Origin of the sequence: Desulfosporosinus acididurans (genome assembly GCF_001029285.1) — a bacterium.
Taxonomy (GTDB): Bacteria; Bacillota; Desulfitobacteriia; order Desulfitobacteriales; family Desulfitobacteriaceae; genus Desulfosporosinus; species Desulfosporosinus acididurans.
Genome location: NZ_LDZY01000020.1, coordinates 39,555 through 58,612, shown reverse-complemented (window position 1 = coordinate 58,612; position 19,058 = coordinate 39,555). Strand labels below are relative to the sequence as shown.

The following is a 19,058-nucleotide window of genomic DNA, read 5'->3' as shown; positions in this document are numbered from 1 at the left end:
ACTCATGACAGCTTGAAACCAGATCGCTTGTTGTGAATGGCCGAGTTTGAAAGAATGCCCATTTGTAACGTGCGTGAGCGAGTACAAAGGCTGCAAAGCGAATCTTTACACGCTGCCCATCAATGGATTGCATCCACTTTTCACCAAAGTCCACCTGTAACTGCTGCCCCATTGGGAGCTCTTCTACAGCCTCATAATCCCTGGGATGATTGGATTTTTTCAGATTATATTCCTCTCGTAACCCTTTGACATAACGACTGACAGTTCGTTCCTTGATATCCTCTTTGTAATGCTCCTTGAGCCAATCGCATACTTGGGCGGCTGTCATTGTTGGATATTGTTTCAACCAGTTGATGATAATTTCCTCATAGTTTGAAAGTAACAGTTCCCGGTTAATGCTATACAGCTGCTTGGCGAATTCATCCGCTGTCATGTTCCAATACCGTGTTACAGTTTCTCGATTTATGTTCAGCTGCTTGGCTGTCCGAGACCGAGTGAATCCAATCTCTTTAAGTTGTTGTATCTGTTTATACATCTTAAATCCTTTCATTCTAACAGCTCCTGACCTCTTTGCTAGTCACTATTCTAACAAAGTCCGATCGCTGTATTTGATTTAAGTTGTATGGTTGTTGGCAAAAAGTTGTATGCTTTGTGGCAGAAACCTGTATGCTTTCATTGGCGTAAATGTGTATGGTTTAGTTTACCATTCACAACAAACTTCATATCTTAACAGTGTTATTCTTAGAAAGTAGTTTTGTTGCCATTAGGGCAATGAAATAGAGGGTTAAATAGAAGGGAATATAACTAAAGGCAGTATAATTGTATAAGTTCGAAAATAGCCCCAAGCATCAATGCCCCTTCCATACCTTCCTCCCCAACTCAATTAGCGTAATACTCAATCCTTGAAACAATTGCTCACGATGCCATAAATTTCCTTTATCTACAGTTCAACAAGTTCCTAAATATTCCTTCTGCAAATGATAATATTCGAAAATAATAAACCAGAAAGTCAAAAAACATTCTGGTTCATTAATCACACAAATTCAAACACAATATGTAGTTTTTAAATCTATTTCTCAAGTATTTCCTTACGTTCTATATCTTCCTGATAAAACTCATTTTTGCCGAGCTGCCCAAGCAGATAGACTGAGGTATCCGCTATTTTGTTTGACAACCCATCAATCTTCAGATAAGAGTCTTTTAAATTTCACAACTCCTTTTCAAAACACATCACCATAAATTTATCTCCTAATTTCTCATGATAAAAGATAAATCCTCTATTAATCCAGAAATTCAACGCACGGTTATTTCCTTTGATAACGCCGAGGCGTACTTTCTTTAAACCTTTATTCCGCATTAAACACTCATATTTTTTCAGTGCTTCGATAGCGTATCCTTTTCTTTGATGCTGGGCATGTATCATCATCAAACCTAACCACGGCATGTTGTCAGACGGATTTTTGATGAGGTAATCAATTACCCCAACGGGGCAACCATCGTAATTAACAAAACACGTTACTGCACCTAGCCTTTTAGATGATTCATACATCTCTAGGATTTCTGCATCACTAAGTACAGCATGACCTTCAGATAACAAGTTATATTCATTATTTGAGTTGACTATTTCTTTAAATACCTCAAGATGCTTAGAGGTAACTGGTTGGAAATCTAGCAACGGCATCATGTTAATCTCCTAAACTTATTGAAATTTGTATTGTGAGTGGCAATTCCGCCTGGTTCTATAAATGTCCGTCCAACACTGGGCTGGTTAGAGCGGACGGATTTAACTACTGGGTTAAAGAATAATTGAACAATAATCCTTCGCTTTTTCTAATTAAAAAGATGTAATCATTGGCAAGTCAATCAACTTTACGTAGAATTAAGTATATATTGGTTACCTCATCAATAATTTAACGTTCATTTACTCTTTTATCTTTCCAATAATTTTTAAAGCATTGTAAATTAGTTTATTTCCTCTTGGGTCAGATTGGTTGTTTGCTGTGTTACCAGGGTATCCTGCTATAATATGTATTGTATTTTGAGCTAACGTCCATGTCCCCGTTCCGCCATACCACATACATGCTATTTCAAACGTTTTTATCTTTCTGTTAAATCACTTAAAATATCAAGTTTTAAGAATTCCTGGTATTCGTCATCCTCTAAATTCATATATGCAAAACGTTCATGAGAACAAATCGCTAATAATAATCTTTCTTCTTTATAAAAAGTTAAGTCTTCAAATTCTCCATCTTCAATTTGATAAGGGAATTCAAATAACTTATTCATATTTAACAATAATTTGCGATAGGTTTCACCTATCATAAAAAAGCACATTTCAAAGACTGGTCCCCTGTTTACAGGTGTCTTTCTTGTATACTTCACATATAAAAAATCGGCACTCATTCTTTTATACGGTTCATATTTCCCGTTCTCAAATCTCTCATAGTTTAAATTACAACTCATAATATCTTGTTCCAGAAGTCGATTAAAATATTTTTCGGCATATTCTTCGACGCTCATATCAGTTCTACAGAAATTATTAATTCTATCTCTATATCCATTCACGTTTTCCTTATAATGTAGTCTTTTCTTTTTATCTTCTTCAAGAATTGATGCTTTATATTCCATTTGCAATTGCTTAAATTCTTCTTCAGTAAGTTTACCTTTATAATATCTTGCAAAGGACATTCTATCACTGTATTTTCCAACAAACAGTAATAATTGTTTAAGATTGTTTCCTTTGATATTATGATATATATAAAACTTTTTCATATGTTCCCTCTGTTATTTATAAATAACTGATATGGACTAACCCCATATACAAACATTAGTGACCGATGGGGTTATTACCTTTATTTTACTTATGCATTTATTTGCCGTAATGGAATTAATCAACTTCATTTAATTCACAGAATTTCTTTTACACTTAGTTTAACAATAAAATTTATAGGTTTACCGTCATCTAGTGTACAGTTAAGAGAAAAACAGAGGTTATCTTTGATTGTTTTGATGTCATTGTCACTGAGTAGTTTCTCTCCACTTATTCCTCCAATATCTCTATTTAGTAATAGCTCATCAGGAAACGTCATCAGCGGGCCGTTATAATCCAACATAGAGTTAGATAAGATATGGTCTTGATGCCCTTGTTTATTCAGATAAATAGTCTTAGAATAAAATTTTATATTTCCTAATTTATTGCCTATATAGTGTATTTGCCCACCGTTAACAATCTGTTTACTAGGATAGATAATTATAATGCCATTGCTTAATCGAATATCTTTATTTTCGCCTTCGAATGTATATACTTTGAATACTTGATTATCAATTTTACTTTTATAGAAAACGGTTGTTGAAATAAATATTAGATTCGTAATAATTAATAAAATAATGATGAACTTGGCACAATTCTTTATCATATTACTTCTCCTCGTAAAATTCGTTTTCCTATTTTGTAATTACATTAATTTACTACGCTGAACAATTTTATGCTAGATTTCACAATTTTGAATACATAAAAAAGTGTCGCATTAGCTAACACCCGCGTCATTTAAATACCACTGTTCAAAATTAAAACCAAATATCATTTGGGTTAAATCATTTAGAGACTTTCTAAGTTCATTGTTTTTTCCATATCTATGAACGAATTCATAGTCTTTCCCATTGATGTTCAGTAACTCCATGAAAATGTTCTCCCTACATAAATTTAAAATATTTTGACTTCGCTCCTTGTATAAACTGGTAATTTACATATGTTTTAGGGGTTCCGTAAGAGTTGCCGACTTCTCTAGACTCCGCTTTATACGTCATGCCTTCAAATTGTGCTTTAGTGTACTCACCACTTGGAATATTGACGAAATATCCAGTATTGCTGGGATATCCAAACAAATAAGCAACTGGTTCCTTGTCTATGACAAATAAAATGTTATTCATTCCTTCGCTTAAGCCCTGTTCTAATTTTGGATACTTTAAGCCAATTTGTCTTTCCATTTCATCCATCGACTGATAAGGCTGAAAAACATACATTTTATCATAGTCAATAGTAATTAAATCCTTTACCTTTCCATTTGCATGATAAGTATTCTGGGATAAAAACCGTTCCAAATTCCTGGTATTCTTACTTGTCAAGGAATTATAATCGACAATTTTTATGGATATTACAGCAACTACAACAATGGCAATAACTAAACCAATCCATCTCATAACCTTTTTCATATTTATCCCAACCTTAATTTTGGAATGCAATGTCCTAAAGTCTTTCAAAGACTGCCAATTATCTCATCGTCATAACTCCCAGTGTAGTAAAAACAATAGCCCCAAACATCACTGCCCCGCCAATTGTGTGAAAGGCTATGTCTCTTTTTTCGATTATTCTTCTGATTAGAAACACGCTATTTATAAAGAACAACATTGAAGTAATTGTGGCTATTATTAAAAGTGCTGCTCCTTCCATACCATCCTCCCCAACTCATGTAGCGTAATACTCAATCCTTATAACAATTGCTCTACGAGTAGGAGTCAAGATGCCATAAATTTCCTTCATCTACAGTTCAACAAGTTCCTAAATATTCCTTCTGCAGATGATAATATCCTAAAATAATAAACCAGAAAGTCAAAAAACGTTCTGGTTCATTAATCATGTAAATCCAAACACTATATGTAGTTTTCCTAAACTATTTTAACACTACATACGGTATTGTTTTTGCAAAATTGTAATTTTGACGGTGTAACAACCATTTCTTTAGTATCTGCGCTGTATCTTGGCATTCCCTTTTTTTCTGACATAAAAACCTCCAATCGTATTTCTACCTACGACTGGAGGTTTTTTCGTTCAATGTCCAGTTTTCGTGCTATTTTTCGTCGTATTCGATACTAACCCCATTGATATAACAGAACACACTAATTTCCGTACTTTGGTCCAAAATATTATATACAGTGCAATACTTCTTGCTCAGTTTTATAGCACTGATTACTTTATTTTCCAAATTTTTATCCACATCAATATGATAGATCAAAGAAATTTTAGTAAATAGCTTCGGAGGTTCTGTTGCTCGCTCAGCTTCGGCTGTGACTTTGAGGCCATGAATATCAACTCTCATCTTTTCGCAAAGCATCGTAAAAACACCGGAACTACATCCTACGAGTCCTGCTAAGACTAAATCTGTTGCTTTGGGACCATTCTCATCGATCACAATTTTCCTGTCCGGATTTAATGATAGGGATACTTTTTTCCCACCTTGCCAAAGGCCGGATACTTTTTGCACTAAGATTACCCCCCGCAAAATTCTACTTTATTCTTATATTCAAAAACCCAAGGACATATAACCCCTGGGTGTCTGAGAATCATTAGACCATATTCATCTTAATCTTTTCATACTTTCGATATAACTCAATAACTCAAAAGTTAAACCAAAAATCGTATCATTTGAACATACTCGTCTTCTTGTAAGTAGACAAATCCGTTATTCCCATAAAAACTGATAAGCTTTTCCTTATTAGCACACTCAATCAAGATGATTCTACCGCCTACGTATTTAACAGCCTGTGTCACTAGGGGAAAAACGTATTTCTCAAGTATTTCCTTACCTTGTATATCTTTCTGATATGGCTCATTTTTGCCGAGCTGTCCAAGCAGATAGACTGAGGTATCCTCTATTTTGTTTGACAACCCATCAATTTTCTTTATTCGGGTTTTAGAAAGTGAATTATCTAACTTAAGAGACTTCAAAGCCAAGCTAAAATACGCCAATATTCTAAAGTCCCCATCATCCAAAGAATCTTCATCAACGATTAAAAAAGTCCTGCTCTTCGAAATTTGTTCGAATAAAATAGATTTATTAACTAGAAAAGACTGCACATCTGGGTCTTTGGCACATGAAAAAGTGGATAAAATAGCTTGAGCCTTATCTGCTCCTACTTCTGATAAGAGTTCTTCGAGCGGGATGAGAACCTTTTTAATGCGTTTTTGCCTCTTTGAAATTCTTGTGTAATGTCAACCGTAGAATAAGAGTTAGCATTCACTGGAGACTCTAACCCTTTCACGATAACATCCACAGCCGTCTTGTCTTTTATTACTATTTTTCTATCGAACGAAGCCGTTGCCATTTTCTTTCACCTCATTTGTAAAGTGCCCAGATTGTAACTTAAGTATAGCATTTTTACTTATTTTATATCAATAGAAGATTATTTACGAAGCATTGACTCGTGCTTCTTTAATATGACAACGTTAGACACGTCAAAAAGAAGGCTAGCATTGACTAACATCCAACTTGCTTTGGGACGCAGGAATTTTCTTCAAGTTCGTTGAATTACAGACATGTATTTGGGGGTATCAATAACCGAAGACTTTAATATTGGAGTGACCCATATGGATAATTTCAAGATTATAAATAACTTTTTAAATGATTTGAAAGAAAACAAAATACATTTTCGCTTAAATAAAATAAGGTCTGAAAGTATCACGATTGAAGTTGCAGTTCCAAGGCAAAGATGGGAAATAGATTTTATGGAAGATGGTACAATTAATATTGAAAAGTTTTTCAGTGATGGCACAATTTATGCAGATGACGAGTTAAAGTTATTATTTAATGAATTCCCAGATAATGAATCAGATTACCTCCCTACCAGTTTAATGGAAGGTGATAATAAACCAAACAATGTACGACCCATGTTTGAAAAAGCTGAAGTAATAACAGCCATGAACACTATTCTAAATGAGCGAGAAAAAAATATCATAATCGATAGTTGGGGTATTAATTCAAAGTTATTAAGACCTGAAGAAGTTTATTCTAAATACAATACAACGAACAAAGAAATGAGAGTAATTCAAAGAAGAGTCATAAATTACATAATATTGAATCGGAAATAGCATTTTTCAGGACACGACGAGGCACGATTATAGCGGAATTACTAATTTACTAATTTACTAATTTACTAATTTACTTATTTTCTTGTTTCCACTAATAAATACTTATGCGTTACTAGTATTTGTTTGGGTATACTAACTGCGAACATACCAAAAAAGGAGGTGTTGCTCATGACTACTACGAATAAACCCAATAGATTATCCAAGGAAAAATCACCCTACTTACTTCAACATGCCAATAATCCTGTTGATTGGTTTCCTTGGGGAAAAGAAGCGTTTGATAAAGCGATAGCTGAGAACAAACCCATTTTCCTTTCTATTGGGTATTCTTAGCGTCAATGTAAAATTCTACCTGTCATTGGTGTCACGTCATGGAACGTGAATCCTTCGAGGATCAAGAGGTCGCAGACCTCTTAAATCGCTATTTTGTCTCAATTAAAGTTGACCGCGAGGAGCGTCCTGATATCGATCATATCTACATGTCTTTCTGTCAGGCCTTAACAGGGTCAGGCGGTTGGCCGCTGACAATCATGATGACGCCTGAGAAAAAACCTTTCTTCGCGGGGACATATTTCCCCAAAAATGCGCATTATGGCCGCCAAGGACTGATGGAACTTCTGGAACAGGTCGGTGCCCTTTGGAAAGGCAACGAATCACATGTCCGAGAAACAAGCGAGCAGATTGTATCTGCCGTTCAATCTCAGCAAGCTGTCCCAACTAAGGCAGGATTCCAGCCTTCTTCAACGGATGGAATCCAGTCCTGGGGAAAAGATGTTATTGAAAAAGCGTATCAGACGTTAGCCCGAAGTTTTGATTCTCGTTATGGTGGTTTTGGTCAAGCTCCAAAATTCCCCTCTCCCCACACACTAACCTTCCTCTTACGTTATGCCCAAGACCATCCTCAGAGCAAAGCCCTTGCTATGGTGCGCAAAACTTTAGATGGAATGGCCTGGGGAGGTATTTATGATCACATTGGTTTCGGTTTTGCCCGATATAGCACCGATGAAAAATGGCTGGTTCCTCATTTTGAAAAAATGCTCTATGACAACGCCTTGCTCGCTTTAGCCTACCTGGAAGCTTATCAAGTTAGTCATCAGCCAAGAGATGCGCAAATAGCCAATAGCATTCTTACCTATGTGCTTCGTGACATGACTTCGCCTGAGGGAGGCTTTTATTCGGCAGAAGATGCCGACGCCGAAGGAATTGAGGGAAAATTCCATGTTTGGACGCCTGAAGAAGTAGAAAACGTGCTCGGTCAAGAGGCTGGTTCAAACTATTGTAAGGTCTATGACATAACTTCACAAGGAAATTTCGAAGGAAAAAACATACCCAATTTACTTCAGGGAGCTTTATGGAAACGTTTAATTGACAGTCCTGATTTAATTCCTGAAGAGCTGGAAGCACTTGAACCATCTCGGCGTGCTTTGTTTGACGCCCGCGAGCAGCGAGTTCATCCTCACAAGGATGATAAGATTCTAACAGCCTGGAATGGTCTGATGATCACTGCCTTAGCCAAGGGCGCACAAGTATTGGGCAACCCAGAATTTTTAGAGGCGGCGGAAGCAGCTGTCAACTTTATCCTTACTAACCTCCGACGCGATGATGGTCGGCTCTTAGCTCGATTCAGAAAAGGAGATTCAGCCTATTTGGGCTATTTAGATGACTATGCTTTTTTAATCGAAGGACTCTTAGAGCTCTATTCTGCCTGCGGAAAGTCCCATTATCTTGAAACTGCCCTTGAACTTCAAGATCAGCTTCAACGACTATTTTTTGACAACAACGATGGGGGATATTTTTTAACTGGTTTAGATGCCGAAGAGCTTCTTATCCGCCCTAAGGAAAGTTATGATGGAGCTCTTCCGTCCGGCAACTCAATTACAGCGCAAAATCTTATTCGCTTAGCGCGCCTCACCGGTGATGAACGGTGGAGTGAAAAAACAGAGCAGCTTTTCTTTTATTTCCGTCCCATACTTGAAGAACACCCCTCAGGCTACACGTCTTTTTTGCAAGCTTTGCAATTTGCCCTACGGCCTAGCCAAGAACTGATTCTAGCCGGATCTTTGAACTCTCCCCAACTTTCAGAAATGCGTAAAGCCTTTTTCTCAGACTTTCGTCCCTACTCATCAGTTCTTTATCATGAAGGCAACCTTGACTCTTTTATTCCTTGGCTCAAGGATTACCCTATAGAGACGGGCCAAACAACCGCCTATCTCTGTCAGGACTTCACCTGTCAACGCCCGGTTCATGCAATTGAAGAATTCAAAAGTCTTCTTACTTCTTAACTTATCATTTGTTGTTATACGAAATACGTTAACCTACAACCCTATGCGGAAAGCATGAAAAACACAGGGCTGTAACAAGTTTGCTACCATACTTGTTACAGCCCTTCATTCCTTGAGTTTGTTCCTTAAATATAAATGTAATAGCCTATTCGTTAAATTCAATTCAAAACTCGAAGTAAAAATTAACGATTCTCAACTGCTATAATCATTATCGACGGACAATCGGCTAAATTATAATCAATAGGTTCGGAGAGTTCTACCTCCCCTTGATAGAAAACTCTTACATAAGGACGATTAGGAAATAACGAATTTTGTTTAACAACATTTCCTCTTTGTCCATTACTTAACAAAATACCCGAACCGGAAGGGTAAACAGCTATATGCTTCTTGAACAGCTCTAACATTCTAGGGTCAAAATGAGAATTTGCTTGAGCAATAATATACTCATACGCCTCATTAGGCTCTACAGCCTTACGATAGACCCTGCGGCTTGTTAATGCTTCATAGACATCAGCAACCGCGGCCATCCTGCCGTATTCGTGAATTTCAGTACCCTTCAATCCCCGAGGATAACCGGAACCATTCCACTTTTCCTGATGCTGAAAAGCAATATGTGCAGAAAGCAAACTAAAATCATTATTTTTACGCAATATATCAAAACCATTTGTTGTGTGTTTTTTAATTTCCGTAAATTCTTCATCGGTAAGGGGCGTTTTTTTATTAAGGATACATTCAGGTATCATAATTTTTCCGATATCATGCATTAAGACACCCATACCAAATTCAAGCAAGCGTTGATCATTATAACCGGAAGCAATTCCCAGAACAAGGGCAATAATTGTTGTATTAATGGAATGGTGGAAGGTATAGTTATCATACCCTTGAATATCCGTCAAGTTGCCCAAAATATCTTTGCTCGACAAAAGATCATTAATCATTTCTTTAATCGTCAAACGAACTCCAGAAACAGGCAATGACTTTTCAGTATTGCACTCAATGTATTTGCTGATATTTTGAATTGTCTTATAAGCGACTTCACGGGTTTTCTCAGAAATAGTCGAAAATAATTCGACATCATCAAGGCGGTCGTCTTCGATAAACAGAACATCGTAACCCATAGCTATTAAGCGTTCAATATATAATGCCGTCACACGAACCCCGGATTGTAACAAAATCCTGCCGGAAGAGTTAATCACAGGACGTGCTAGGACAGATCCTTCTTTGACGAAATGTGTATTCACCAAGCGCATTAATCTACTCACCCTATCCAAATTTAGTGTGATATCACCCCTAAATTTTTTAGTTCGTCAAAATATGCGAAATAACCTCTTTTATTGATGAATCAAAATATAATTTTCCCTTTAGTCCTATTACTTTCTGGGGAATTTTATTTAGACATGAATAAAATTTAAACCTGTTAACAAGACAATGATAATCGCAATAGGGACTATAAACCTTACTAAAAACATATAAACATTAAACAAGCCTTCATTAGCTAATTGGCCTTCATTGGTCATCTCTCGTTTGACATTAGCAAAATTCCATTGCCAACCTACAAACAAGGCAATAAAGATTCCTCCCAGGGGAAGAAGCACATTTGAGGTCGCAAAATCAAAGAAATCGAAAAATGTCTTACCAAATAACAAAACATGTGATAACAAGCTGTTTGACAAAGTAGCCGTTGAACCAAGCAACCCAATCCCAATAATTGTTAATAGCGTTGCTCTGCGGCGCGACCATTGATACTCTTCCGTCAAATAGGCTATAGGAACCTCTAATAGCGACAACATTGCACCAGTTGCGGCGAAAGCAGTTAATAAAAAGAATAAGACCATAAAAATTCTGCCTAGAGGCATGGAATTAAACACTGTCGGAATTATGATAAATAATAACTTGGGACCAGCATCCGGTTTAAAGCCAAAAGCAAACACTGCCGGAAAAATAGCAACTCCTGCCATTAAGGAAACTAAAGTATCGGAAAGAGCAACCTTAATTGCCATTTTTGGCAAGTTTTCTCGGTCATCAACATAACTGCCATAGGTAATCATAGCTCCCATGCCAACACTCAGCTTAAAGAATGCCAAACCTAAGGCTGCCAATACAGCACTGACTGTAATCTTAGAAAAGTCCGGTTTGAACAAGAAGGATAATCCGGCTGACGCTCCCGGCAAGGTTAAAGATCTGATATCGATAATGATGAGCAGGATAAAAAGCATCGGCATTAAAAATTTTGTTGCTCTTTCGATACCTTTTGTGACTCCTGCCATAATAATAATTCCAATCACTATGAGGACAAACACTTGCCAGAATAAGGGTTCGCCGACTCCTGAAACCAAAGAGTTAAAGACTTGAGTTGTTTCCTGTGGTTTAGTCGTCAAAAGTGCGCCACTGGCAGATTTAAAAATATACGCATAAACCCAGCCCGACACCGTTGTATAGAAAGCCATAATCAAGAAAGCACTGACTACCCCGGCTCCGCCAACTAAAAACCAGGGCCGTCTTGGCTCAAGTTTCTTAAAAGCAGTGACGGCATTGGATTTCGTAGCTCGTCCTATGAGATGCTCTGATAGCATTACCGGCAAACCAACCAGCGCTAAGCACAGCAGATATACGAGAATAAAGGCAGCGCCTCCGTTCGCTCCGGTTACATAGGGGAACTTCCATATATTCCCCAAACCAACAGCTGAGCCTAATACTGCAGCAATGACACCAATGCTACTTGAAAAACCTTCTCTTTTTACATGCGACTCTTGTTTCAATAATACACCCTCCATTCTTTGCTCAAAAATCGTTTATTCGACGTATTATTCTCATAATCCTTCAATTGCTCAGACCTAAGCCTTCTCAAATCATTCCTACTCGTTTCATGACTCGATTTAAGCTTTGAGTTGCGCTTTTTTTAAGTTCAGGAACGTCGATTGTCAGCAACTGACGGTCTTTCATCACAATTTGCCCATCCACCATCGTGAGACGAACATCTGAGGGATAAGCCTGATAAACTAACTGAGAGTATACGTCCACATGTTGATTGGGCCAGGTATGCAGTCCCTGAAGGCTGACAACTGCCAAATCAGCTTTTTTCCCGACCTCCAGACTGCCAAGATCTCCTTCGCGTCCCAGAGCACGAGCTCCCGCAATAGTTGCCAGTTCAAATACTTTTTGAGCCGGCATTGCAGTTGGACCATGTAAGGGTTTTTGCATTAAGGCTGCGTGGCGCATTTCCCGAAATCCATCCAGATTATTGCTGCAGGGGGCTCCATCGCAACTGAGGGAGACTTCAGCGCCTCGCTCTAAGAGCTCTGGAATGGCAGCTATTCCAGAAGCCAATTTCAGATTTGATGACGGACAATGTGAAATTCGCGTTTTGCTCTGAATGAGGATATCTTTTTCAGTCTCATCCAGCCAAATGCAGTGAGCAAGAATAAGTTTCGGGCCAGTTAAGCCGACCTTATCTAAATAGACAACATTGCGCATTCCTCGAGTACTTTCCACGACTTGAATTTCGCCCCTGTTTTCAGAAGCATGGGTATGTACGAAGGCCTTCTTTTCCCGTGCCAAGCGTGAAACTTCTTTTAATAGGGTATCGGTACAAGAAACGACAAAGCGCGGTGTAAAGGCAACTTCCAGGCGTCCGTTTCCTTGTCCATTAAATTTCTCAAATAAATCCACACTTTCTTGTAAAGAAGCCTCTGTCGTTTCCTGCAAGGAAAGAGGGACATCCCCGCTGGGATCATCCATCATGACTTTCCCGGCCAGAGCTCTCAAACCGCTGGACAGTATAGCTTCGAAAGCATGCTCTGTATGATGTACTGTTTCCATATCGACTATTGTTGTCGTTCCGCCTAGAAACAGTTCTCCAATTCCCAGCAAGGCGGAATCGTAGATCGATTCTGGATCATGTCCGCCTTCCAAGGGCCAAATTCTAAGTTTAAGCCAATCCAAAAGTTCCAAATCATCGGCCTGTCCCCGAAACAAGGTCTGGCAGAGATGAATATGAGTTTGAATCAAACCAGGAATGAGCAAGTCACCATTTAGATCAAGCACTTGATCCGCAGAAGGCTCCTTAACCTCCCCAACCGCTGCAATCCTTGAGCCATCCACCAACAGATCGCCCTTAATAACATCACGCTGAGCATTCATAGTAACAATAGTCGCGTTTTTAAACAAAATACGCATTTAAAATTCCCCCTTTTTCCTAAGTTTTAAACACGCCTCTCCACATTTCCCATAACTTCTTAACCGCCGCCAAGGATAAAGTGAACGATAAACAAGACAGTTAAAATATAGGTAACAGCATTATTCTCTTTATGCCTTCCGGTAATCAATTTAATAATGGTATAAGACATAAATCCAAATGCCAAGCCTTGAGCAATAGAATAAGTTAAGGGCATCATGATGATGGTGATAAAGGCAGGAAATGCCTCTGTAAAATCTTCGAAATTGATATGAACCACTTCGCTCATCATCAAGACACCAACAAGAATAAGAACTGGTGCTGTTGCTTGACTTGGGATCAAGCCAACAAGTGGAGCAAAGATAATGGAGAAAACGAAAAGAACTGCAACGGTTACTGCGGTTAAACCACTTTTACCGCCCTCAGCTACGCCTGCCGTACTTTCAATATAGGACGTTACTGTTGGAGTTCCCATAATAGAGCCAAACATCGTACCTATCGAATCGGACATCAAAGCTCTGCCGACTCTTGGCAGATTGCCGTTTTCATCCAAAAGTCCGGCTTTACGGGAAATCCCCAGTAAGGTCCCTATATTGTCAAATAAATCGACAAAGGTAAAAGCGAAAAGAATTGAGATTAAGCCATAATTAAATACGCCTTTAAGATCAAGCTTGCCCATAATCGGTGCTACAGCATGGAAAGGATTGGAGAAGACAACAAAACTCTCTAGGCCTGTAGGAAACGGCTTAACGCCCATAAACATACTAAAAATAGTAGTCAGAAAAATCCCATATAATAAGCCGCCTTTAATCCGTCTAGCCATAAAAAATCCGGTCACAATTAACCCAAATACGGTCACAAGGACACCAGGAGACTTCATATTGCCTAATTGAACCAAAGTATCTTTATTGGCTGTGACAAGTCCGCCATCTTGCAAGCCGATAAAGGCAATAAATAAGCCAATGCCGACACCGATAGAAAGTCGTAAAACCGTGGGAACTCCTTCCATAATCCATTCCCTGACTTTAGTGACGGTTAAGAGAAAGAAAATCAATCCGGAAATAAAGACCGCTCCGAGAGCAGTTTGCCAAGGAAGTTTCATTCCAATGACTACGGAGTAAGTAAAAAATGCATTAAGCCCCATCCCGGGAGCCATAGCAATAGGATAATTGGCATAAACGCCCATGATTAAGGTTGCTACCGCCGCGGCGATTGCAGTGGCCGCAAAGGTTGCATCCATGGGCATACCGGCATTTTTTAAAATAATAGGGTTAACAAACAGAATATAGGCCATAGTGACAAAGGTTGTCACTCCGGCAAGAATTTCGGTCCGTACATTGGTACCCAGTTCCGATAAATGAAAAAAACCATCGAGAAAGCCATGATCGGCTGGAGGCGAAGAATTTTTTGACACGCTTGACATGAAATAGCCCTCCCTAAAATCGACATATAATGCCGCATTCTGACTGACTTTGATGTCAAAACATAAAGTGCAGCTATTTTATATTCTACCCCAATTCCTCCTTTTTTTCTGCAAGGGCCTGAAGGATTTTTTCCGGCGTCGCTGGTAACGAAGTGATCCTTACACCTACAGCATCATCAATAGCATTAATAACTGCTGCAACCGTCGGCAGCATTGCTGGTTCACCGAGGCCCTTAGCGCCATACGGGCCGCTCTCTTCAGCTTCTTCAACAAAGTATGCTTCTATTTTAGGCACATCCAGTGCTGTGGGGATCAGATAACTGGAAAAGGCCGGATTTTTAATCATTCCCTTTTGTAACTCAAGTTCTTCCAGCAGGGCATAACCGATACCCTGCGTCACTCCGCCTGCTATTTGCCCCTCAACTTGGGTGGGATTTAAGGCCTTCCCTACATCATGAACGGCTATAACTTTAAGAACTTTCACTTTGCCAGTTTCCGTATCCACTTCTACTTCTGCTGCCTGACAGCCAAAGGAATAGGGCCAGTAAGGCGCTCCTTGTCCGGTAGTGAGATCGACGGGAGTCGAACGGGCTGTGGAACTTTCCGCGCTGATCAAGCGCTCCCCATTTAATCGAGCTTTAAAGACCATATCGCCGAGAATCATCCGCCGGGATGGATCACCCTTGACTCCGATATATCCTGACTTAAGCTCAATGCCCTCCGGTGTCGGGCAGGAAAACTCACGGGCAGCATAGATCAGCAAACGAGATTTCGCTTGTCGCACTGCTTTGAGAACTGCATTACCGGTATTGTAAGTTTGGCGGGTTGCGGCAGAAGTTCCCGAATCAGGAGTTACATCCGTATCAGCCGTATTGACACAAATATCTTCAGCCCTAAGCCCTAGTTCTTCGGCAGCAATTTGGGCAAAAATCGAATTGCTGCCCTGTCCGACATCCACAGCCCCGGTAAGAACCGTAGCAGAACCATCGTCATGAATTTCCACAAAAGCACTCGAAACATCCGGGAAGCCATTGCCATACCCGGTTCCATACCAGGCACAGCCTAAACCTATTCCCCGTTTTTTCATGGAGTTTCCACCTCCCTTCTGAAATATGGGGCTATCTTGGCTAAACATTGGTCTAAAGGAACGCTGCTTGTCAGCTCTTGTCCCGTTGCCGTGATGCTTCCCACTTGGAAACAATTGCGCAAACGAATTTCTAAAGGTGATATTCCCAACTTCTTTGCTAAAAGATCCATTTGGCTCTCATAGGCCAGAACCGTTTGAGCCGCACCGAAACCCCGCATTGCTCCAGTATAAGGATTATTCGTAAAAACTGCAAAACTGTCAATTTCGACGTTGGGTATCTCATAGGGCCCTGTGGCATGAACGGCGGATTTGCGCAGAACATTGATACTCCAAGAGGAATAAGCGCCTGCATCACCTATAATCTTAGCCTGCATAGCAACGAGCTTTCCATCCTTGGCAGCCCCTGTCTTGTAATACATAGTCATAGGGTGACGTTTACTATGTGAATAAAACGATTCTTCCCGAGTATTCTCCATTTTGACAGGTCTCTGGGTCTTCAAGGCCAGCAAGGCCGCGATAATCTGCAGAGAGATATCTTCTCGTCCACCGAAAGCACCACCGACAGCCAAAGTCTTCACTTGCACCTGGCTGTAGCGAAACCCGAGGGCATGAGCAATTTCACCTCGATCATAGTGGGCATATTGAGTTGCGGTCTGAACCACCATATGCCCACGTTCATCCAAATACGCAAGAACAGCCTCAGGTTGTAAAAAAGCATGATCCACATGCTGGGTCTTATAGACTTGTTCGACGACAACATCTGCTTTGGCCCAGCCTTCTTCCATCGATCCCCGGCGAATAGGCAGATGGTATAGAACATTGGTGGACTGAAGTTCCGGGTGCAGAGGCGGAACCTCCGGCTTCATGGCCTCTTCAGGATCAAAGATGGCCGGCAGAATTTCGTAATCGACCCTGATTCGCTCCGCTGCTTCACGGGCGATCTCCATGGTTTCGCCTCCCACTACGGCAACCGGGTCCCCTACCATGCGTACATAGTCGGCGATAACCGGCTGATCCCGGAACAGAACGCCATGTGAATTATGGGGCACATCGTTAGCCGTCAGGACAACTGCAACACCTTCAAGCTTCATTGCTTCTTCGCTGTTAATGTTCAGAATCCGAGCATGGGGATGAGGACTGCGTACAACAACACCGTAAATTTGGTTGGGAAGGTTGACATCTGCCGGAAACTTCGTCTGACCAAAGACCTTTCCCCAAGAATCTTCCCTCAATGCACGAGACCCTACTACTTCAGTTTTCATTATTTTCCCTCCTCAGCAGCCAGCTTAACAGCGCGCAGAATCTTATCATAACCTGTACAGCGGCAGAGGTTTCCGGATAAAGCAACTCCAATTTCTTCATCGCTGGGATGAGGATTCTTATCCAGTAAATTTTTCGCGGAGAGAACCATCCCAGGAGTACAAAAACCACATTGTACGGCGCCAACTTCTACAAAAGCCTTTTGAACAGGATGGGGACTCTGACGATTCCCGACGCCTTCAATCGTCGTAATCACAGAGTTATGCGCTTGGCCCGCTAGAACGAGACAGGAGTTGACGGTTTTCCCGTCTAAAATCACGGTGCAGGCTCCGCATTCTCCTTCTCCGCATCCTTCCTTTGTTCCCAGCAGGCCTAAATGATTGCGCAGCACATCCAGCAATCGTTCTTGCGGGTCTACTTCTAAGACATACTTTTTATCATTAACGATACATTCGATGACCATCATTTATCCAACCCTCCTTGCCTTCTCAAAGAAGCAACAGCTTCGCGAAAAACGCCGGCCACAGCAACCCGTTTATAAGGAGCTGAAGCCCTGTCCCCCAAAGCAGCGCGGACAACACCTTGGATTTGACTTATCCCCAATTCCAGCCATGATTCATTAAACTCCCGCTGGCTTAAAACGTGAGCCAGCGAGTCACTAAGAAAAGCGCGTCTGCCGACGGCACCTAAGGCGACCCGAACATTTCCAACCTTTGAACCATCAAGTTCCAGGGCCACAGCAACACTTAAACGAGCAATGGCTAAGGCTTCACGCCTGCCTAGTTTGGCAAATCCACTCAAAAGATGAATTTTAGGTATTTTAAATCCCACAATCAGAGTACCTGGAGAAAGTAACGGCGTCTGCCCTAATAAGTCAGCAAGAGGCATCTGCTTTTCTCCTTCGCCGGAAATTAAAACGGCCTCAGTCCCCAAAGCTAAGAGAGGAGGCAAGCCATCGGCTGCCGGCGAACAATTCCCAAGATTTCCGCCAATGGTTGCTTGATTTCGAATCTGCGGTGAACCCATAGTCTGGCAAGCCAACCAGAGAGATGATGCCTTCTCAGCAATTAGTTTACTTTTCCCCATTTCAGAGAAGGTTGCCATGCTGCCAATTTCTATATACTCTTTCGTTTCCTTAATTTCGTGAAGTTCCGGAATTCTGCCAAGGTCAATCAACGCCTTGGGTTGGATCTTTCGTTTCTGCATCTGAAGTACCAGATCCGTTCCTCCGGCCAAAAATATCCCTTGAGATGAATATGCTATTTCTATGGCTTCATTGACACTTTGCGGTTGATAATACTTCATGGCATTGTCCTCCCTTGCTTAATGCCCCATAAAGATAGTTCACAAAAATGCAACCGTAATTGTTTCTCCATAAACCAACATGGCTCATAGAGAAGCAATTACGGTTGCCTCGTAGACACCCTTGATCCGATTATCAAGGATATATGAGTTTAAGCAGAACTATTCATTTTTTCCTACTTACTACCCTGAAAAGACTACTCTTAAATGCCAAAGACCCGTAAGTAGGGCAGACTCGCCCAACAGCAGTGAAACCCATCGCATGGAGAGGCGGTAAGGACTGCAAAGCTTGCGTGGGATAGCGTAGCCACGGTTCACTTCAGGTATTACCCAGAGTTTGGCGAAGCTGCCCGGCCCACCGGGACCTAGACTCATTTTCATCCTCTGCTGGTGCTGCGACAGCGGCATGGGGGTCTATTTATCTTTATCTATTCGTCAGTCTCAGTAAAATTCCTACTTAATCTATAGAAAGTAATCTATAGAAAGTAATTTATAGAAAGGCAAATAATTATTGCCAATATTCTATAAACAACTCTCCCTGAAAAACTTCCTTTGGGGAAATTTACCCCAATATATTGATTCAGAGTACGGATATATGCGCGCTGCCGTTTATTCGGTGGTAAGGTTTCATCTTCTATAAGTCATCTATTATATTCCAATAACTCTAT

19 protein-coding genes and 1 riboswitch are annotated in these 19,058 nt (G+C 40.4%); of the genes, 3 read left to right on the top strand and 16 right to left on the bottom strand.

The features are described 5' to 3' along the window. The 8 genes from DEAC_RS20420 to DEAC_RS20385 all read right to left on the bottom strand — a co-directional run. A partial coding sequence (locus DEAC_RS20420) for a transposase (RefSeq protein ID WP_047811944.1) occupies nt 1-550 on the bottom strand: 550 nt, incomplete at its 3' end. Nucleotides 551-1,207: 657 nt separating this feature from the next. Next, on the bottom strand, nt 1,208-1,681 hold the full coding sequence (locus tag DEAC_RS20415; RefSeq protein WP_242847231.1) for a GNAT family N-acetyltransferase: 474 nt from the start codon (nt 1,679-1,681) through the stop codon (nt 1,208-1,210). Between the two features lie 416 nt (nt 1,682-2,097). Beyond that, nucleotides 2,098-2,772, bottom strand: a complete 675-nt coding sequence (locus DEAC_RS20410) for a hypothetical protein (protein ID WP_047811942.1) — start codon at nt 2,770-2,772, stop codon at nt 2,098-2,100. 134 nt (nt 2,773-2,906) lie between these two features. Further along, complete coding sequence (locus tag DEAC_RS20405) at nt 2,907-3,416, bottom strand: hypothetical protein (RefSeq protein ID WP_047811941.1); 510 nt, start codon at nt 3,414-3,416, stop codon at nt 2,907-2,909. A 277-nt stretch (nt 3,417-3,693) separates the two neighbouring features. Continuing rightward, nucleotides 3,694-4,212: a hypothetical protein gene (locus DEAC_RS22440; protein WP_053006547.1), complete on the bottom strand. Its 519-nt coding sequence runs from the start codon at nt 4,210-4,212 to the stop codon at nt 3,694-3,696. A gap of 58 nt (nt 4,213-4,270) precedes the next feature. Next, the gene (locus DEAC_RS20395) at nt 4,271-4,450 is read right to left on the bottom strand and encodes a hypothetical protein (RefSeq protein ID WP_047811940.1); all 180 of its coding nucleotides are present in this window, start codon (nt 4,448-4,450) and stop codon (nt 4,271-4,273) included. 397 nt (nt 4,451-4,847) lie between these two features. Then, entirely contained in the window at nt 4,848-5,261 is a 414-nt protein-coding gene (locus tag DEAC_RS20390; protein ID WP_047811939.1) for an OsmC family protein, read from the bottom strand. A 140-nt stretch (nt 5,262-5,401) separates the two neighbouring features. Continuing rightward, complete coding sequence (locus DEAC_RS20385; protein ID WP_083996379.1) at nt 5,402-5,770, bottom strand: hypothetical protein; 369 nt, start codon at nt 5,768-5,770, stop codon at nt 5,402-5,404. Nucleotides 5,771-6,364: 594 nt separating this feature from the next. On the opposite strand from DEAC_RS20385, the gene DEAC_RS23990 reads away from it, so the two are divergent. From DEAC_RS23990 to DEAC_RS20370, 3 genes are all read left to right on the top strand, one after another. After that, on the top strand, nt 6,365-6,865 hold the full coding sequence (locus DEAC_RS23990; RefSeq protein WP_200903172.1) for a hypothetical protein: 501 nt from the start codon (nt 6,365-6,367) through the stop codon (nt 6,863-6,865). Between the two features lie 168 nt (nt 6,866-7,033). Next, a complete protein-coding gene (locus DEAC_RS24735) occupies nt 7,034-7,195 on the top strand; it encodes a DUF255 domain-containing protein (RefSeq protein WP_200903171.1) in 162 nt (53 codons plus the stop codon). Between the two features lie 38 nt (nt 7,196-7,233). Beyond that, a complete protein-coding gene (locus DEAC_RS20370) occupies nt 7,234-9,144 on the top strand; it encodes a thioredoxin domain-containing protein (RefSeq protein ID WP_047811936.1) in 1,911 nt (636 codons plus the stop codon). A 182-nt stretch (nt 9,145-9,326) separates the two neighbouring features. Here the strand turns inward: DEAC_RS20370 and DEAC_RS20365 are convergent, their stop codons facing one another. From DEAC_RS20365 to DEAC_RS20330, 8 genes are all read right to left on the bottom strand, one after another. Continuing rightward, a complete protein-coding gene (locus tag DEAC_RS20365; protein ID WP_047811935.1) occupies nt 9,327-10,394 on the bottom strand; it encodes an HD-GYP domain-containing protein in 1,068 nt (355 codons plus the stop codon). Nucleotides 10,395-10,535: 141 nt separating this feature from the next. Further along, the gene (locus tag DEAC_RS20360) at nt 10,536-11,918 is read right to left on the bottom strand and encodes a sodium-dependent transporter (protein WP_047811934.1); all 1,383 of its coding nucleotides are present in this window, start codon (nt 11,916-11,918) and stop codon (nt 10,536-10,538) included. A 70-nt stretch (nt 11,919-11,988) separates the two neighbouring features. Then, nucleotides 11,989-13,320, bottom strand: coding sequence for a 5'-deoxyadenosine deaminase (locus DEAC_RS20355; protein WP_047811933.1), 1,332 nt, complete (start codon nt 13,318-13,320; stop codon nt 11,989-11,991). Between the two features lie 59 nt (nt 13,321-13,379). Beyond that, nucleotides 13,380-14,741, bottom strand: coding sequence for an NCS2 family permease (locus DEAC_RS20350; RefSeq protein WP_047811932.1), 1,362 nt, complete (start codon nt 14,739-14,741; stop codon nt 13,380-13,382). 85 nt (nt 14,742-14,826) lie between these two features. Further along, on the bottom strand, nt 14,827-15,828 hold the full coding sequence (locus DEAC_RS24655) for a xanthine dehydrogenase family protein molybdopterin-binding subunit (protein ID WP_047811931.1): 1,002 nt from the start codon (nt 15,826-15,828) through the stop codon (nt 14,827-14,829). After that, the gene (locus DEAC_RS24650) at nt 15,825-17,090 is read right to left on the bottom strand and encodes a xanthine dehydrogenase family protein molybdopterin-binding subunit (RefSeq protein WP_047811930.1); all 1,266 of its coding nucleotides are present in this window, start codon (nt 17,088-17,090) and stop codon (nt 15,825-15,827) included. The genes DEAC_RS24655 and DEAC_RS24650 overlap by 4 nt, the downstream gene beginning before the upstream one ends. Beyond that, a complete protein-coding gene (locus tag DEAC_RS20335; protein WP_047811929.1) occupies nt 17,090-17,554 on the bottom strand; it encodes a (2Fe-2S)-binding protein in 465 nt (154 codons plus the stop codon). Before DEAC_RS20335 ends, DEAC_RS24650 begins: the two co-directional genes overlap by 1 nt. Then, the gene (locus tag DEAC_RS20330) at nt 17,551-18,393 is read right to left on the bottom strand and encodes an FAD binding domain-containing protein (RefSeq protein WP_047811928.1); all 843 of its coding nucleotides are present in this window, start codon (nt 18,391-18,393) and stop codon (nt 17,551-17,553) included. Before DEAC_RS20330 ends, DEAC_RS20335 begins: the two co-directional genes overlap by 4 nt. A gap of 67 nt (nt 18,394-18,460) precedes the next feature. Continuing rightward, a riboswitch (purine riboswitch) is annotated at nt 18,461-18,560 on the bottom strand. Between the last annotated feature and the right edge of the window lie 498 nt (nt 18,561-19,058).

What these genes read in the sequence shown, in the direction of transcription:
- DEAC_RS23990 (WP_200903172.1), top strand. Translation starts at nt 6,365, where the DNA reads ATGGATAATTTCAAGATTATAAATAACTTTTTAAATGATTTGAAAGAA.
- DEAC_RS20355 (WP_047811933.1), bottom strand. Translation starts at nt 13,320, where the DNA reads ATGCGTATTTTGTTTAAAAACGCGACTATTGTTACTATGAATGCTCAG.
- DEAC_RS20365 (WP_047811935.1), bottom strand. Translation starts at nt 10,394, where the DNA reads ATGCGCTTGGTGAATACACATTTCGTCAAAGAAGGATCTGTCCTAGCA.
- DEAC_RS22440 (WP_053006547.1), bottom strand. Translation starts at nt 4,212, where the DNA reads ATGAAAAAGGTTATGAGATGGATTGGTTTAGTTATTGCCATTGTTGTA.
- DEAC_RS20410 (WP_047811942.1), bottom strand. Translation starts at nt 2,772, where the DNA reads ATGAAAAAGTTTTATATATATCATAATATCAAAGGAAACAATCTTAAA.
- DEAC_RS24735 (WP_200903171.1), top strand. Translation starts at nt 7,034, where the DNA reads ATGACTACTACGAATAAACCCAATAGATTATCCAAGGAAAAATCACCC.
- DEAC_RS20360 (WP_047811934.1), bottom strand. Translation starts at nt 11,918, where the DNA reads ATGGAGGGTGTATTATTGAAACAAGAGTCGCATGTAAAAAGAGAAGGT.
- DEAC_RS20395 (WP_047811940.1), bottom strand. Translation starts at nt 4,450, where the DNA reads ATGGAAGGAGCAGCACTTTTAATAATAGCCACAATTACTTCAATGTTG.
- DEAC_RS20335 (WP_047811929.1), bottom strand. Translation starts at nt 17,554, where the DNA reads ATGATGGTCATCGAATGTATCGTTAATGATAAAAAGTATGTCTTAGAA.
- DEAC_RS20415 (WP_242847231.1), bottom strand. Translation starts at nt 1,681, where the DNA reads ATGCCGTTGCTAGATTTCCAACCAGTTACCTCTAAGCATCTTGAGGTA.
- DEAC_RS24650 (WP_047811930.1), bottom strand. Translation starts at nt 17,090, where the DNA reads ATGAAAACTGAAGTAGTAGGGTCTCGTGCATTGAGGGAAGATTCTTGG.
- DEAC_RS20350 (WP_047811932.1), bottom strand. Translation starts at nt 14,741, where the DNA reads ATGTCAAGCGTGTCAAAAAATTCTTCGCCTCCAGCCGATCATGGCTTT.
- DEAC_RS20330 (WP_047811928.1), bottom strand. Translation starts at nt 18,393, where the DNA reads ATGAAGTATTATCAACCGCAAAGTGTCAATGAAGCCATAGAAATAGCA.
- DEAC_RS20370 (WP_047811936.1), top strand. Translation starts at nt 7,234, where the DNA reads ATGGAACGTGAATCCTTCGAGGATCAAGAGGTCGCAGACCTCTTAAAT.
- DEAC_RS20405 (WP_047811941.1), bottom strand. Translation starts at nt 3,416, where the DNA reads ATGATAAAGAATTGTGCCAAGTTCATCATTATTTTATTAATTATTACG.
- DEAC_RS24655 (WP_047811931.1), bottom strand. Translation starts at nt 15,828, where the DNA reads ATGAAAAAACGGGGAATAGGTTTAGGCTGTGCCTGGTATGGAACCGGG.